The following is a 16,825-nucleotide window of genomic DNA, read 5'->3' on the forward strand; positions in this document are numbered from 1 at the left end:
TTTGTATAAAAAAGTGGCGCCGGAAAACGGCGATAGCAGGCAAATACGCTATCGTGGAATGGGCTAAATGAATAGCAATGAAATAATTAAATTTTGTTATTTGTCGATAAGGAGGAATCGGTGCGACAATCATCGCCCCGTCGATTGACATCGGTGAACGGATCAGTGACAGTCCGCCGCCTGGACGATAACCCAAGCAAACAGACGCGCATTGAAGCGCAGACATTGTCGTGCAAAACCGGTCGTGTAAACCAACAGTGTCGTGTAAACCAAAAGGACGCGTGAGATGCGCACAGTGAAAAAACCTTATCCGCCGTTTCACGCCGAGCATGTAGGCAGTTTTTTATTGCCGCACCGCCTTAAGCAGGCCCGGCAGGCGTGGCGGCAGGGGCTCATGACCCACGATCGGCTCACGGAAATCGAAAACGAAGAAGTGCTGAATGTGGTCGAGCGCCAGAAGGCTTGCGGTCTGAGCGCGATTACCGATGGCGAACTGCGTATTCGCGACGGTATCACCGATTTTTTCTCCTGCCTGACGGGTATTGACGTTGATGACACGGCCCTGCCGGACGGCGATGCGCCTTGCCGGTTGCGGGTGGTGGGCAAACTCGATTTTGACGACGCGCACCCTTTTCTGACCCACTATCGCTTTTTGCATCAGGCGGTGGGCAACGATGGGGAGATTCTGGCGAAACAGACGCTTCCCAGCCCGAACATGCTGATGTATCCGGCTATCCGCAACAATGACGTTTACCCGTCGCTGGACGCGTTTTGCGATGATCTGGCCGCGGTGTACCGCAAAGTGATCCAGGCGTTTTATCGCCAGGGATGTCGCTATCTCCAACTGGATGACCTGTTCTGGGCGCGCCTGTGCGACGGCAAGGTGATGGAACGAGAAAACGCGTCCGGGTTTGAATTGCGCGATCTGCTGGAGCGCTGCACCCGTACTTTGAATCAGGCGCTGGCGCAACGTCCGCCGGATATGTTCATCAGCCTGCATATGTGCTGCCGGCGTTTTTCTCCCAACTGGGTTTATGGCTGCGGGCGTGAGGTGATGGGGCATGCGATGGCGAATCTGGCGGTGGACAGCCTGTTCATCGAATACGATGACCGGCGTCCGGTCGGGTTGGAGCCGTTGCGTCAGGTGAGCTGCCAGAAAGTGGTGCTGGGAGTCATGGATTCCCACAGCGCCGCGCTGGAAGCGCCGGATTCGGTCAAGATGGCGATCAATACCGCCTCGTTGTATGTACCGCTGCAACAGCTGGCCATCAGCCCGAAGTGCGGCTTTGGACACGGCGGCCAGGGCGGCATCACGGAAGAACAACAGTGGGCCAAACTGCGGCATATGGTGAGTATTGCCCGCGAGATCTGGACGCTGCCGGAGTAAGCTGCTGAAAGACGGCATAATTCGCGGTGAGAATAATTCTTGATATCGCTTCGGGGCTGATTAAACTGGCTGCGCTCGTTGTTACCGAAAAGCGGATATTATGGAGTTACTTCACCTTGTCTACCGGCAGTATCGCTGGCCGTTCCTGACCGTCATCTTTCTTAGCCTCGCCAGCGCGGCGCTGGGGATTGGCCTGATCGCTTTCATTAACCAGCAACTGATTGAGGCCGTTAGCCCGACGCTGCAGGTACTGCCGGGGTTCATCGGCTTACTGGTATTGCTGATGGCGGTGACGCTGGCTTCGCAGCTGGCGCTGACCGTGCTGGGCCACCACTTCGTCTGCCGCCTGCGCGGGCAACTGATCAAACGTATTCTCGACACCGGGCTGGAACGGCTGCGGCAGATTGGCCCCGCGCAGTTGCAGGCCAGCCTTGCCAGCGATATCCGCACCATCACGCTGGCGTTTGTGCGCCTGCCGGAACTGGTGCAGGGCATCATTCTGACCTTCGGCTGCGCTGCTTATCTGGCCTGGCTGTCACCGCGCATGATGCTGGTGACGGCGTTGTGGGTGGCGCTCACCATCTGGGGCGGCTACTGGCTGGTTTCCCGCGTGTATCGCCATTTCAGTCGGGTGCGCGAAGAGGAAAACCGGCTGCACGAAGATTACCAGCGGGTGATCGACGGCTGCAAAGAGCTGTCGCTGAACCGCGACCGGGCGCGCCAGCTGTATGAACAGGATTATCAGCGCCATGCCGACGACTACCGTCACCATATTATCCGGGCGGATACCTACCACCTGAGCGCCATCAACTGGTCGAATATCATGATGCTGGGCGCGATCGGCGCGGTGTTCTTTATGGCCAACAGTCTGGGCTGGGCCGATAACGCGGTGGCCGCCACCTATTCCCTGATTCTGCTGTTCTTGCGCACGCCATTGCTGCAGGCGGTAGGCGCGTTTCCTACGCTGGTCAGCGCCCAGGTGGCGTTTGACAAGCTGCGCCAGTTGAAGCTGGTCGATTATCAGCCGGGGTTTTCGTCGGCATCCGCCCCCCGGCAGTGGCAAACCCTGACGCTGCGCGATGTCTGCTTTCGCTATGACGACGGCGGGTTTGAGGTCGGACCGATCAATCTCACGTTGCGGCGCGGCGAGCTGGTGTTCCTGATCGGCGGCAACGGCAGCGGCAAGTCAACGCTGGCGATGCTGCTGACCGGGCTATACACGCCGGTGTCGGGCGAGCTGACGCTGGATAACCGGCCGGTGCCGCTGGAGCAGTATCAGACGCTGTTTTCGGCGGTGTTTACCGATTTCCACCTGTTTGATCGCCTGATGGGGCCGCAGGGCGGCGCTCCGGATACATCGCTGGTATCCGATTGGCTCGACCGGCTCAATATGCGCCAGAAACTGCATATCACGGAGCAGCGCATCCTGAATTTGTCGCTCTCGCAGGGGCAGCGCAAGCGGGTGGCGCTGCTGCTGGCGGTAGCGGAGCAGCGCGATGTTCTGCTGCTGGATGAGTGGGCCGCCGATCAGGATCCGCAATTCCGCCGGGTGTTTTATCAGGTGCTATTGCCGCAACTGCGCTCGGAAGGAAAAACCGTTATCGCCATCAGCCATGACGACCACTATTTCGAACAGGCGGACCGGCTGCTGGAAATGCGCGCCGGCACGCTGGTGGAACTGGTTGGCGACGCCCGCCGCGAGGCCAGCCGCGATGCGGTTGCCCGCATCAGCCTCGTTGAAGAAGATGCCGCTGAAAATAGGCCGCTTATTCAGTGATCTGGCTCTCCTGTTGACCATCAGACGCTATACAGCCTTTAGGGGGCGCTGCAACATAAGCGCCGATGCCAGCTTTCCGGCTGGCAGATAAGGAGTTTTTCGATAAAAAAACGATCGGCTGATGCCGGTTTCCGGGCAGGAACAGCCCGATCGTCCTCTGACCCATTAAAGAGAATCTGTTATGGAACGATGGTTTAAATCTCTGTTTATTCTTGTTTTCTTCTTTGTTTTTACGGCCAACGCGGCGGATAAACTGCCAAATATCGTCATCCTGGCAACCGGCGGTACTATTGCCGGTTCGGCGGCGACGAGTACCCAGACCACCGGTTACAAGGCGGGCGCGCTTGGCGTGGATACGCTGATCAACGCCGTGCCTGACGTGAAAAAACTGGCTAACGTGAAAGGCGAGCAATTCGCCAACATGGCCAGCGAAAACATGACCGGCGATGTGGTGCTGAAACTGAGCCAACGGGTGAACGCGCTGCTGGCGCGCGACGATGTGGACGGCGTGGTGATTACCCACGGTACGGACACGCTGGAGGAGTCGGCCTATTTCCTCCACCTGACGGTGAAAAGCGACAAGCCGGTGGTGTTTGCGGCGGCGATGCGTCCGGCCACGGCCATCAGCGCCGACGGTCCGATGAACCTGCTGGAGGCGGTTCGCGTGGCGAGCGACAAACAATCTCGCGGCCGCGGCGTGCTGGTGGTGCTCAATGATCGTATCGGTTCCGCCCGTTATATCACCAAGAGCAACGCCTCGACGCTGGACAGTTTCCGGGCGAATGAAGAAGGTTATCTGGGGGTCGTGATCGGCAACCATATCTACTACCAGAATCGTCTCGACAAACTGCATACCAACCGTTCGGTGTTCGATGTGCGCGGCCTGACCTCGCTGCCGAAAGTCGATATTCTTTATGGGTATCAGGATGACCCGGAATACCTGTACGACGCCGCCATCAGCCACGGTGTGAAAGGCATTGTCTATGCCGGTATGGGCGCGGGTTCGGTGTCGGTGCGCGGCATCGCCGGCATGCGCAAGGCGCAGGATAAAGGCGTGGTGGTGATGCGCTCCTCCCGCACCGGTAACGGCATCGTGCCGCCGGATGAGGCGCTGCCGGGTCTGGTCGCGGATTCTCTTAACCCAGCGCATGCCCGTATCCTGTTGATGCTGGCATTGACCCGCACCAGCGATCCGGCGGTGATCCAGGACTATTTCCATACCTATTGATCGGCGCTTTTGCCGCACGCACAGGCCGCCGACTGGCGGCCTGACTGTTTGTCATGCGACCGGCGGCATAACACCGGTTTTTACGGCGTAACTTGCCATATTTGGTAAGCATTATGGCGTGTTGTGCTGAATTTAAACGGAAAGCTGGCGTGAAGTGGCTTTCCCCATGCCGGGGCAGCGCGGAGGCTTTCTTAATGAGGATTATTGCCTGTATGATTCTGCTCTTGGTTCGACAGGCGCCGGCTGGCAGCAGTCCCCGCTGCGGCTGGCAGGCCTGAGAAAAATAAGGACTGGTCGTGACATGACACAACCCATTTTTATGGTCGGTGCCAGAGGGTGCGGAAAAACCACGGTTGGCGGTGAGCTGGCGCGGTCGCTTGGCTATGAGTTTGTCGATACGGACATTTTTATGCAGCATACCAGTGGCCTGACCGTGGCGGATGTGGTCGCCGCTGAAGGGTGGCCGGGGTTTCGCCGCCGGGAAAGCGAGGCATTGCACGCGGTGACGGCGCCGAACCGGATTGTGGCGACCGGCGGCGGTATGGTGCTGCTGGAACAGAATCGTCAGTTTATGCGTACGCAGGGGATCGTAATCTACCTACACGCGCCGGCACAGGCGCTGGCTCAGCGGTTGCAGGCCAGTCCGCAGGCGCATCAGCGACCGACGCTGACCGGGCGGCCGATCGCCGAAGAGATGGAAGCGGTGCTCAGGGAGCGCGAAGCGCTGTATCAGGATGTGGCGCACTATGTGGTGGACGCCACCCGGGCGCCGGCCGTGATTGTTTCGGAACTGGTGCAGACACTGCGTCTGCCGGCGGCCTGACGGTCAATCGATTTTTTAACAGAAAGGTTGGGCATTATGCTGAATGTAAATGAGTATTTTGAAGGGAAAGTAAAATCCATCGGTTTTGACGGCAGCCGCATCGGCCGCGCCAGCGTCGGGGTGATGGAAGCCGGCGAATATACCTTTGGCACCGGGCAGGCGGAAGAAATGACGGTAGTCAGCGGCGCGCTGAACGTGCTGCTGCCGGGCGCGCAGGAATGGCAACTGTTTGAAGCCGGTGCGGTCTTCAACGTGCCGGAAAAAAGCGAATTCAAACTGAAGGTGTCCGAACCATCGTCCTATCTGTGCCGTTATCTCTGATTTCGGTCATCTTTTCCTTTCGTGATAATCGGCTGTCGGTGATATCGGCAGCCGTTTTCTGATATGTCGTTTCTGATATGTCGTTTCTGATATTAAGTTACGCTCCCGGCTTATCCATGCCGCAGTGCCATCTGTTTGTCATCCTGCCGCCATATGATTGTCGAAACGTTTTGCTATTCCATTTTATATACCCGTCATACTTCAAGTTGCAGGTGTGTTGGCTGCGCTCATTCACCCGAATCACTTACCTGAGTAAGCTCATCGGGATTCACTCACTTGCCGCCTTCCTGCAACTCGAATTATTTGGGGTATAGTGATAATGACGTTTGGTAATTACCCGTCGAAACGATAGTGATCTGAAAATATATATTTAGCTATATTGTTGATTTGTTATTAATTACAAAATTCATATTATTTTCTTATATGAAAAATTTCAGATAAATCTGTAAATCTGATAGCGGCCATTGTATTTTCCTGTGAGAGGGCCTTCCTGTTGGTTGCGGTGTCGTTAGTCCGCGTAATTGAGAGGAGATACTTCTGACAAACAGTTTCACTTTCTCGAATGGAATGCCTCGTAACTGATGAGGCGATCGTTGTGGTTATCTAAAAAAAAGCATTTCAATAATTACGTGGTCACTATGCTTAAAACTACTCGCGCTCGTATTCTGGCCGTGTGCACGGCTATCATTGTGGTTGCCCTGGTAATTAATACTTTTTTGAATTACCGGGTGACTGATAAATATAACGATGAATCCATCAATAACCTGCTTACCGCCGTGACCGCTGGCCACAGCCTGGCCATCAGCGACTGGGTAGCCGCTAAAAAACAAATCATTACGTCGCTCAATAGCGTGGTGCTGACCAACGATGATCCGATTCCGGTGTTCAAACAGATGACGACGGCGGGCAGCTTCATCAACGTGTATATGGGGTACGCCAACCACACCGCCAAATTTGCCGATCCCGGCGGCATTCCGGCCAATTATGACCCTACCGTCCGCCCCTGGTACCAGCAGGCGGTGAGAGAAGGTAAAGCCATCGCGACCGCGCCGTATCTGGATATGGCGACCAATACCATTGTGGTGTCGTTTGTGTCGCCGGTGCTGGACGGCGGCAGCGTTAAGGGCGTGCTGGGCAGCGACGTGACCATGGACAGCGTCATCGCCAACGTCAAAGCCATCCATCCTACGCCCGCCAGCTACGGCATTCTGATTCAGGCCGATGGCACCATCATCGCCCATCCGGACGCCAAACTGACGTTGAAAAAACTGACCGAAATCGCCCCGCAGGTGAATCTGGGACAGGTGCTGAAATCCGACCGCCCGGTGCAGTTGAACATCAGCGGGCGCGACATGCTGGTAAGAACTCAGCCGGTGGTCGGCACCGACTGGTATGTGCTGGTCGCGTTGGACAAGGCGGAAGCCACCGCCGGTATGGGCTCGCTGCTGTGGACGTCGGTGATCGCGCTGGTGATCATCAGCATTCTGGGTTCGGTGGTGGTAGGGCTGTTGATCAACGCCTCGCTCAAACGTCTGCTGCAGATTCGCGATGCGATGGACGACATCAGCCACGGCACCAACGACCTGACCCTGCGTCTGCCGGACGACGGTCATGATGAAGTGGCGCAGATTGCCCGCTCGTTCAACACCTTTGTCGACAAACTCAGCATGATCATGCTGCAGATTCGCGACATCAGCGCATCGCTGCAAACCGCGACCGACGAAGTGGCGACCGGCAACAACGATCTGGCGTCCCGCACCGAAGCGGCGGCGGCCAGCCTGCAGCAAACCGCCGCCGCGCTGGAGCAGATTTCCGCCACCGTTACCCAGTCGGCCGGTTCCGCCCAGCAGGTGAACGATCGTACCCGCTCGCTGGCGAACGATGCCAGCGCCGGCGGTAAAGTGGTGGCCGAGGTTGTCGACACCATGCAGGAAATCGAGGTAGCTTCCGGTAAGATCGGCGATATTATCGGCGTGATCGACGGTATTGCCTTCCAGACCAATATCCTGGCGCTGAACGCGGCGGTGGAAGCCGCCCGCGCCGGCGAACAAGGGCGTGGTTTTGCGGTAGTGGCTGGCGAGGTGCGTTCGCTGGCGCAGCGTAGCGCGCAGGCGGCGAAAGAGATCAAGGCGCTGATCGAGTCCACCGTAGAGAGCGTGAATACCGGTTCGCGGCAGGTGCGTCAGGCCGGCAACACCATGACCGAAATTGTCGGCGGCGTGTCTTCCGTGAGTACGGTGATGTCGGAAATCACCCATGCGTCAGGAGAACAGATGCGCGGGATTCAGGAGATCAACAAAGCGGTGGCGCAGCTGGATTCAATGGTGCAGCAGAACGCGGCGATGGTGCAGGAAGCGGCATCCGCTTTCGCCTCGTTGCAATCGCAGTCGGAAGAGCTGCACTCCTCGATCAGTCACTTTAAGCTGTAACACGACAGGGTGCCGGGTTATCGGGCGAGCCGGATGTTTTGCGAATGGTGATGTTTGTCCGACCTGTGAGTGATTTCGTGCGAGATAAACGGTGGAGTTTCCTTGCCATTTCACCACACGCACGACAAGGAGAGGCTTGTATCTTGCTCATGTCGTGATTAGCTATCACGACATGAAACAGAGTGAGCTTCGAAGGAGAGCCAGGGCTATAAACCTTGTGGTTGAGTTTAAGCCCTCTGTTTCACCTTTCACGCCAGCATTAACATTGAACGGTTACCCAGAGCACTGACTCTGAATGTACAAGCGGAACGGGCGTGATGGCTTCAGTGAAAGGGGACATCATTATGTATTACGTTGGTATTGATATCAGTAAGCGTTTTGTCGATGTGTGTTTGTTAGCTGATGGCATGAAAGGTAAACGGAAGACGAAAACGTTACCCAATGGCCCCAACGCCGTTCAGGCTTTGGCTGAATGGCTAACGCGACAAAAATGTGACCCGGGTCAGGCCCATATCATCATGGAAGCCACGGGGGTTTATCACGAACACCTCGCTTATGGTCTTCATCAGTCAGGCATTGCCGTATCCGTGATAAACCCTCATCGGTTGCGTGAATTCGCCAGGGGAATGGGGATACTCACGAAGACGGATAAAGTGGATGCCTATGTGCTGGCCTGTTATGGCGGTTTGCGCCAACCGGAGGGCTGGAGCCCGCCTTCGCCAGAAATAAGGAAACTCAAGGCATTACTCCAGCACAGGGATAGTCTGCTGAGTGATAAACAACGCATAGAAAATCGGCTGAGCACGTTAGCATCCACACAGGCCCCGGAAGAGGTTGTGGCGTCGCTGGACTCGATGGTGCGGCATGTAAAGAGTGAACTGGAACGTATTGAGCGACTGATAGAAGACCACATAGACAAGCATCCTGGACTAAAAAACGACCTGAAGCTCCTGAAATCGATTGATGGTGTTGGCGACCAAATCGGCTGGAATATGTTAGCCACCATCCGGAGCGGTCACTTCAGGAGCGCGGAGCAGGTGGCGGCGTATCTGGGGGTTATCCCGGTAGAGCGTCGCTCAGGCACCTCGGTACGAGGCAGAGCCAGGTTGTCGAAAATAGGGCCGCCCGCGATGCGGGCAAAGCTGTATATGGGAGCCATAGCCGCCATCAGTCACAATCGTCATGTAAAAGCGCAATACGAGCGACTTTTGCTGAAAGGCAAGGCGAAGATGTTGGCGGTAGGCGCGGCGATGAGGAAACTGGTCCATCTGTGTTATGGCGTGCTGCATACGCAGCAGCGCTATGACAAGAATTATGGGGTGGTAGCCAGTTGAAATACTTGACTGGCAACACGGTTACTCAGCGCCGCCTCTCCTTGACCTCTGGCTGACGGCTAAACTGTGCCGCTGGCGCGGTTCCTTCGGCATTCGCCTTCGCTATTCGGACCGCCCGTGACGTGTTTACTCGCCCCATCCCTGGGGCTCGCCCTTCGGGCCAGCGTAAACGCTGTTCAAAAACGTTCCCGACGTTTTTGTCCGGCGCGGCACGGGCTTTCGCGACGTCCTGTCGCTCACCCGGCGAAGTCGCCCACCTCAGCGCAATTTTGACGCCACAAAAAACCATTACCTGTAAGAAGTTTTGTCGGCAATCAACAGGGAGCCAGCTTATCTGGTGCCCTGTTGCGGCTGGTGTGATTACCGCTGCGCCTCGCCACCCAACGCTTCCGTCAGGTTGGCGATCAATGCCGCCACTTCGCCGGTCATCAGCGTAAAGTCGGCGTCAAACCGCTGAGCCACGTCTTCCCGGTCGATATCGTCGTTCTGCTCGCGCAGGGTATCGGCGAATTTCAGACGCTTGAGCGAACCGTCGTCCGCCAGCACCAGTTGGATGCGTTCCTGCCAGTCCAGCGCCAGTTTGGTCACCACTTTGCCCGCTTCGATGTGGGTGGCGATTTCGTCGCTGACCAGCTCCTGTTTCTTGCAGCGAATGACGCCGCCGTCTTCCAGCACCGCTTTCAGTTCGGCTTCATCCTGCAGCGTAAAACCGGCTGGCGTCTGGCCGGAACGTACCCATTCGGTCAACGTCAGCTCGATCGGGTTTTCCATGGTTAACGGCACCACCGGCAGCGACCCCAACGTTTTACGCAACAGCGCCAGCGTATCCTCGGCTTTCTTGGCGCTGGCGGCATCCACCATGATCAGGTGATTGACGGTGTCGATCCACAGTGAAATCTGGCTAAAACGGCTGAACGCACGGGGCAGCAGGCTGTGCAGCACGTCGTCTTTCAGCGCGTCCTTCTCGGTTTTCTTCAGTTTGCGGTGCTGTTCGCCTTCCAGCTTGTCGATCCGGGCCTGCAGCGCCTGCTTAATGACCGGCGCAGGCAGGATCTTCTCTTCTTTGCGGGCGCAGATCAGTATCTGACCGTTGACCACGTGGGTCAGGGCATCGCCGTGCGGCCCCATCGGCGAGACCCAGCCGGTTTTGGTCAGATCCTGACTGCCGCAGGGGGTAAAGGCGAAGGAGGCCAGCTGTGTCTCCATGGCGTCCGCAGAGAGGCTGATATCGCGGCTCAGGCGATAAATCATCAAATTTTTAAACCACAGCATTCTTTCTTCCCAGACTGGCGCGTCGCTGGCGCGTTTCCACGTGATAACGTGGGGCGAGTATCAGGACGCAGGGGTTATTCGCAGCGGGCATGATAACGAATTGTGGTGAGGGAAGGTACGATAATGTCATCATCAGGAATACGCGAGTTCGGTGGATAAACAGGAGACAACGTGCGAATAGGTATTGATTTGGGCGGTACCAAAACCGAGGTCATTGCGCTGACGGACGCGGGGCGTGAGGCATTCCGCCACCGGGTGGCGACGCCGCGCCACGATTATCGTCAAACCCTGCAGGTTATCGCCGATCTGGTTGGCATGGCGGAGCAGGCCACCGGACAGCGCGGCAGCGTGGGCGTCGGTATTCCCGGCACGCTGTCGCCGGTGACCGGCCGGGTCAAAAACGCCAATTCGGTGTGGCTGAATCAGCAGCCGTTGGATCAGGATCTGGCGCAGCTGTTAGGCCGGCCGGTACGGGTGGCGAACGACGCCAACTGCTTTGCGGTATCCGAAGCGGTGGATGGCGCGGCGGCTGGCGCCGGCAAGGTGTTTGCGGTGATTATCGGCACCGGTTGCGGCGCCGGCATCGCCTTGAATGGGCAGGCGCACATCGGGCGCAACGGCGTGGCGGGCGAGTGGGGGCATAATCCGCTGCCGTGGATGGATGCCGACGAATGGCGCGACCAGCAGTCGATGCCTTGCTATTGCGGCCGCACGGGGTGCATCGAGACGTTTATTTCCGGCACCGGCTTTGGCATGGATTATCAGCGCCTGAGCGGCCAGACGCGTCAGGGCCATGAAATTATTGATCTGGCCGGGCGGGGCGATGCGCTGGCGGAACAGGCATTGCAACGCTATGAGCGGCGGCTGGCCAAATCGCTGGCGCATATCGTCAATCTGCTGGACCCGGATGTGATTGTGTTGGGCGGCGGCATGAGTAATGTCAAACGGCTGTATGACACCGTGCCCGGTTTGCTGAAACAGTGGGTGTTCGGCGGCGAGTGCGATACGCCGGTTCGACAGGCGATGCACGGCGACTCCAGCGGCGTGCGCGGCGCCGCCTGGTTGTGGCCGCAAGCGCGGTAAACGTCCAGCGGGGACGCCAGATGCGTCCCCGCTGAATTTATTTCACCGCATACGCGCTGTCGAGCTGGCTGACGCCCAGACCGTTGCGCTTTCTGACCCGGATTTGCACCTGGATACGATCTTTCATCGCTTCCACATGGCTGATGACGCCGATGCTCTTGCCGGAAGCATTCAGGTTATCCAGTACGTCCAGCGCGGTATCCAGCGTCTCGCCGTCCAGCGTGCCAAAACCTTCGTCGAGGAACAGCGAGTCGATACGGGTTTTGGTGCTGACCAGATCGGATAGCGCCAGCGCCAGCGCCAGGCTGACCAGAAAACTTTCGCCGCCGGACAGCGTGCGGGTATCGCGTACCGCGTCGGCCTGCCAGGTATCGGCCACCTGCAATTCCAGCGTGTCGGATGCCTTGCGCTGCAGCAGATAGCGCCCATGCAGACGCGACAGCTGGCGGTTGGCCAGAAACACCAGATGATCTAGCGTCAGCCCCTGCGCGAAGCGGCGGAATTTGTCGCCTTTCTGCGAGCCAATCAACTGATTGAGGTAGCCCCAGTCGTCGCACTGTTGCTGACCGCGGGCGATGGCTTCCAGCAACTGGCGCTGTTTGTCGCGGCGTTGCTGATCGCTGGCAAGCTGCTGGCGCAGTTCACCCTGATGTGCGGCTTCGGCTTTCACCATGTCCCCAAGGCCGGAAAGCAACTGACGGATGTCATGGTCGCTAATGCCTTCCGGCATCGATTCCGGCCGGGTCGTCATGTGTTGCTCCAGCGCGCTGTCCGCCTGCTGCTGCAACGCATCCACCTGCTGCTGACGCTGGTTGAGCCGCTCTTTTAGCGTGAGGAGATGATGGCGCTCGGCCTCGGCCAGCAAGGCATGGCGGAAGGCGGCTTCATCGTCGAACCCGGCGGCGGTCAGCTCTTCCGCAAATCCGGTCTGAAGCTGCTGCAATGCGGTTTCGGCATGCTGGTTTTGCTGCTCCAGACTGCCGATTTCCCCGTTCAGGCGGCTGTGCAACGACTGGCCCTGTTGCCACTGCTGCTGCGCCTGCTGGCTTTCCAGCTCCAGCGTCTGGCTGACCTGCCGCAATTGCTTCAGCACCTCATTCACCGCCTGATTGCCCATCAATTGCCAGCGCTGTTGCTGCGCCTGTTCCAGCGTGCGTTGGGTATCGGCCAGTTGCTGCTGATAGGTTTTGATGGCGGCGTCGGTTTCTTCCTGCCGCTGCTGGCTGGCGACGATTTCCGCTTCCAGCGCGGCGAGTTGCGGCTGGCACTGATGCTGTTCGTGTTCGTTTTCCTGCCAGCGCAGCCATTCCGTCTGGCGCTGACGCAGCCAGTCTTCCTGCTGCGCCAGCGTAGGCGCCGTCAGTTCGAACGTTTCCAGCGTCTGGCTGAGGCTGTCGTGCAGGCGTTGCAACTCGCGTTCGGTTTTTTCCAGCAACAACCGCAGTTCTTCCCGCGAGGCGTGCAGCGACGACTGTTGCTGGGTGTTCAGCTCCAGTTGCTGTACGGTTTGCGCCAGCAGTTGCTGCGCCGAGGTGAGTAAATCCTTACTTTCCTGAATATGGCGCTGATTACGCTCACGACTGGCGATCTGCGCTTGCAGCGACTGCTCCTGCACGTTGGATGCTTCAATCCACTGATGCAGGGCCGGCAGTTGCAGCGGATCGAAATCAACAAGTAAGCGTTCACTGACTGATTTGCACTGCAACTGCAGCGACTCGTAATCGCGTCGGACGCCGTCGAGCGCGTTTTGCTGCTGCAGGCGGTGCTGTTTTTGCAACTGAAGCTGGGTTTCGGTTTGCACCACGCTGGCTTTCAGCGCCTCCACTTCCTGACGCAGCGCATGCAGCCGGAGCTGGGTTTCCGAAGGGCGCAGCGCCTGATAGCGTTCCACCGCCGGATGATGCGGGGAGCCGCACAGCGGGCACTCTTTGCCCGGTTGCAGTTGCTGGCGCTCGCGTTCCAGACTGACGATGCGCAGCTCCAGTTCGTGACGTTTGTCGAGGTCGGCCAGATGGTCGGCCTGACGCTGATAGTCCTGACGCTGCTGGGTCTGTTGATCTTCCAGCGCCTGAATGCGGCGTTGGGTGTCCAGCTGTTGCGCTTCCAGCAGGGTGCGCTGGCTAATCAACTGCTGTAGCACGGCGGCGCTGGTGGCCAGTTGCTGACGATCCGGCCGTTCGGCCATGAGCCGGGCCAGTTGCTGGCGTAGGTCCGCCAGCGGTTGCTCCGCTTCCAGCTGTTCATCCTGCTGCAAGTGCTCGGTCAGCAGTTGGCTCGCTCGCTCGCAGGCGCTTTGCTGCGCCTGATGTTTTTCGGCGAGCGAGGCGCGCTGCTGGTCAAGGTATTCCGCCTGAATCTGCTGCTGCGCCGCTTTTTCCTGCAGCACCTGCAAGTCCTGCTGCCATTTCTGCTGCTGGGGAAATTGCGCCTGCCACAGCGGAATATGGCTGCCCAAATGCTGATGGCGGCTATGCTGCCGGCGATAGTTTTCGATGTCTTCCAGCCGTTGCCGTGTTTGTTCCTGCTGGCGTTGTAGTCTGGTCAGGCTGGCGATCAGCGTTTTCTGCTGCTCCAGCAGGTTATCCAGCGCCTGCTGTTGCTGGGCGCGCTGGGCCTGCTGGGTGGCGATGTGATGGTCGAGCGGCAGGATACGTTCATTGATCAAGGTTTCCTGCTGCTGGCGATACTCGGCGTGCTGCTGTCGGGTGGCCTGCGCTTTTTCCAGCTGGATTTTCAACAGATTGAGCGCATCCTGCTGGCGGCTGATCTGCTGGCGGACGCTATTCAACTGCTGGGTCAGGCGCTGTTTTTCCCGTAGCGCGCGTTCGCGTTCATCAAAGCGCGGACGCAGTTTTTCCGCCGGTTCGCTGCGCTGCAGCTTATCCATCTGCGATTGCGACTGTTGTTGCAATTGTTCCTGTGCGGCACGCTGCTGTTGGGCCTGTTGTTGCGCCTGCTGGAGCTGCAGCAGCGTGTCGTACCAGCGTTGATGCCCCAACACCTCTTCCCGGTGCAATGACAGCGATTGTTCCTGCTGGCGGATGGCTTCCAGCTGCTGCTCCAGCGCCTGACGCTGTTCGTCGCTCAGCAGTTCCAGCGTAGTGACCTGCGCCCGCAGGGTTTCCAGCTTGCTCTGGGCGTCTTTGTGTTTCTCGAATACCCGCTCCGAGATCTGGCCGTAAATGTCGGTGCCGGTCAGCTCTTCAAGCAGTTCGGCCCGCTGATTGGCATCGGCGTTCAGGAAGGCGGCGAACTGCCCCTGGGACAGCATCATCGATTTGGTGAAACGATCGAAATCCAGCCCGGTGATATCGGCGATCATCGTCAGCTTGTCGTTCACCTTGTCGGTGAGGATTTTGCCGTCGGCGCACAACGCCAGTTCCACCTTGGGCGGCTGCAGATTGCCTTCCGGGCTATTATGGGCGCGCCGCTGGCTCCAGAAGGCGCGGTAGGCGACATTCTTCACCTCGAATTCCACTTCCGCCAGACATTCGGCGGTGTGGCGCGTCATCAGCTCGTTCTGGCTGGGGCCGACCTTCAGACGCGGCGTCTGGTGGTACAGCGCGAGGCAGATGGCGTCCAGCAGCGTGGTTTTACCCGCGCCGGTAGGGCCGGTGATGGCGAACAGACTGTTGCTGGCGAACGGCTCGCGGGTGAAATCGATTTTCCACTCGCCCTGCAGCGAGTTGAGGTTTTTCAATCGCAGGCTAAGAATTTTCATGCGGACGCCTCCCGTCGCTGCTCGTCAATCTCCTGAATGACCCGGTCGAACAACCCTTTCAGGCGCTGCTGGCGCGCCTCGTCCAGATCGCTCTCCAGCGCCAGCCGTCGGGCAAACACCTCGGCGGGTTGCAGCTCCTCCAGCGTTTCCTTTTCCAGTTGCACCAGCATTTGTTGCTGCTGTTCCCGCGCCCGGCGCAGCAACAGCACTTCCACGTTCAGCGGTTCGGTCAGCGCCTGAATGTGCTGCTGAATGTCGCTCAGGTAATCCTGGGTGGCGATTTCAATGTCCAGCCACACCGGTTTGTCGCCGTGATAGTCGCGGAATCCGGCTAGCCGGCGTTCGATCTCCGGCAGATTGCCTTTCACCAGTTGCATCGGTTGTTCGGTCGGCACGGTCAGCGCGGTGACCTCCTGCAGTTTTCCCTGCTCGAAATGCACCAGATACACCGATTTCTCATGATTCAGTTCGTCAAAACTCAGCGGGATCGGCGAGCCGCTGTACCGGATGTGTTCGCATTGCGCCACCCGCTGCGGGCGATGAATATGGCCGAGCGCGATGTAGTCCGCCGGGGGGAAGGCCTGCGCCGGGAACGCGTCCAACGTGCCGATATAGATATCGCGCACCGAATCGGACGTGGCGACGCCCACCGTGGTGAGGTGGCCGGTCAGCACAATCGGCAGTTCGCGACCCAGCGCTTCACGCTGCTCGCAGGCGAGCTGGTAACAGCGCTGATAATGATGGGTGATGGCATCCTGCAACGCCTGCTGTTTTTGCGCGCCGGACTGGCCGGCCTGGCTGGTGAGCACGTCGCGCGGACGCAAAAAAGGAACGGCGCACAGCAGCGCGCCGGGCTCGCCTGCACGGTTGTTCAGCACCAGCACCTGTTCGTGGATATCGCCGTCAAAACCGGCGACCACCCGGGTATTCAGGCAGGCCAGCAGCGCGCGTGATTCATTCAGGGTGGCGACCGAATCATGGTTGCCGCCCATCACCACCAACTGGCAGCCGGTGCGCTGCAACGCCACCACAAAATGGTTATACATTTCACGGGCATAACTGGGCGGCGCGCCGTTGTCGAACACATCGCCTGCTACTATTACTGCATCGGCCTGATACTGCTCAACCTGCTGAACCAGCCAGTGTAAAAATGCCTGATGCTCAGGCGCACGGCTCCGGGTATAAAAGTACTGACCGAGATGCCAGTCAGACGTGTGAATAATTCGCATGAGACTCCCTGCAGGTGAGTGCAAACGATATGTTGTTTTGGCGGTGCTTGCGGACAATGGCGGTCAGTGAGGCAAGGCGCTTGTTCGTCATGGCGAAACACCGCGTCTTTATCATCGGCGATTATAGGCGTGCAGTTTAGGGCATGTCCCATAATATCTGTATGGCCCGGCTACCCGGGAGTATTTGGCAGTGTCGTCGCGGACAGGTAATGTGAGAAATT

11 protein-coding genes are annotated in these 16,825 nt (G+C 58.3%); 8 read left to right on the forward strand and 3 right to left on the reverse strand.

Annotated features, from left to right (window positions below; translation table 11 throughout):
* Positions 1-286 precede the first annotated feature (286 nt).
* From CVE23_RS05720 to CVE23_RS05755, 7 genes are all read left to right on the forward strand, one after another.
* Positions 287-1,387, forward strand: a complete 1,101-nt coding sequence (locus tag CVE23_RS05720) for a 5-methyltetrahydropteroyltriglutamate--homocysteine S-methyltransferase (RefSeq protein ID WP_038918140.1) — start codon at positions 287-289, stop codon at positions 1,385-1,387.
* 100 nt (positions 1,388-1,487) lie between these two features.
* Positions 1,488-3,164, forward strand: coding sequence for a multidrug ABC transporter permease/ATP-binding protein (locus tag CVE23_RS05725; protein WP_100849092.1), 1,677 nt, complete (start codon positions 1,488-1,490; stop codon positions 3,162-3,164).
* A gap of 181 nt (positions 3,165-3,345) precedes the next feature.
* Positions 3,346-4,392, forward strand: a complete 1,047-nt coding sequence (locus CVE23_RS05730; protein ID WP_100849093.1) for an asparaginase — start codon at positions 3,346-3,348, stop codon at positions 4,390-4,392.
* Positions 4,393-4,693: 301 nt separating this feature from the next.
* Positions 4,694-5,215, forward strand: coding sequence for a shikimate kinase AroL (gene aroL, locus CVE23_RS05735; RefSeq protein WP_038918143.1), 522 nt, complete (start codon positions 4,694-4,696; stop codon positions 5,213-5,215).
* A 36-nt stretch (positions 5,216-5,251) separates the two neighbouring features.
* The gene (gene ppnP / locus CVE23_RS05740) at positions 5,252-5,536 is read left to right on the forward strand and encodes a pyrimidine/purine nucleoside phosphorylase (RefSeq protein ID WP_012770784.1); all 285 of its coding nucleotides are present in this window, start codon (positions 5,252-5,254) and stop codon (positions 5,534-5,536) included.
* 638 nt (positions 5,537-6,174) lie between these two features.
* The gene (locus CVE23_RS05750) at positions 6,175-7,965 is read left to right on the forward strand and encodes a methyl-accepting chemotaxis protein (RefSeq protein WP_225622645.1); all 1,791 of its coding nucleotides are present in this window, start codon (positions 6,175-6,177) and stop codon (positions 7,963-7,965) included.
* Positions 7,966-8,309: 344 nt separating this feature from the next.
* Positions 8,310-9,299 carry an IS110 family RNA-guided transposase gene (locus CVE23_RS05755; protein ID WP_049853876.1) on the forward strand — a complete coding sequence of 330 codons (990 nt, stop codon included), beginning with the start codon at positions 8,310-8,312 and terminating at the stop codon, positions 9,297-9,299.
* Between the two features lie 360 nt (positions 9,300-9,659).
* Here the strand turns inward: CVE23_RS05755 and rdgC are convergent, their stop codons facing one another.
* The gene (gene rdgC, locus CVE23_RS05765) at positions 9,660-10,571 is read right to left on the reverse strand and encodes a recombination-associated protein RdgC (RefSeq protein WP_033570236.1); all 912 of its coding nucleotides are present in this window, start codon (positions 10,569-10,571) and stop codon (positions 9,660-9,662) included.
* A gap of 171 nt (positions 10,572-10,742) precedes the next feature.
* Here rdgC and mak point away from each other — a divergent pair, with 171 nt between their 5' ends.
* A complete protein-coding gene (gene mak, locus CVE23_RS05770) occupies positions 10,743-11,654 on the forward strand; it encodes a fructokinase (RefSeq protein WP_100849095.1) in 912 nt (303 codons plus the stop codon).
* A 37-nt stretch (positions 11,655-11,691) separates the two neighbouring features.
* Here the strand turns inward: mak and CVE23_RS05775 are convergent, their stop codons facing one another.
* Positions 11,692-15,375 carry an AAA family ATPase gene (locus CVE23_RS05775; RefSeq protein ID WP_100849096.1) on the reverse strand — a complete coding sequence of 1,228 codons (3,684 nt, stop codon included), beginning with the start codon at positions 15,373-15,375 and terminating at the stop codon, positions 11,692-11,694.
* Positions 15,372-16,604, reverse strand: coding sequence for an exonuclease subunit SbcD (gene sbcD, locus CVE23_RS05780; protein ID WP_038918149.1), 1,233 nt, complete (start codon positions 16,602-16,604; stop codon positions 15,372-15,374). The genes CVE23_RS05775 and sbcD overlap by 4 nt, the downstream gene beginning before the upstream one ends.
* Between the last annotated feature and the right edge of the window lie 221 nt (positions 16,605-16,825).

This window comes from Dickeya fangzhongdai (assembly GCF_002812485.1).
GTDB classification, from domain to species: Bacteria; Pseudomonadota; Gammaproteobacteria; order Enterobacterales; family Enterobacteriaceae; genus Dickeya; species Dickeya fangzhongdai.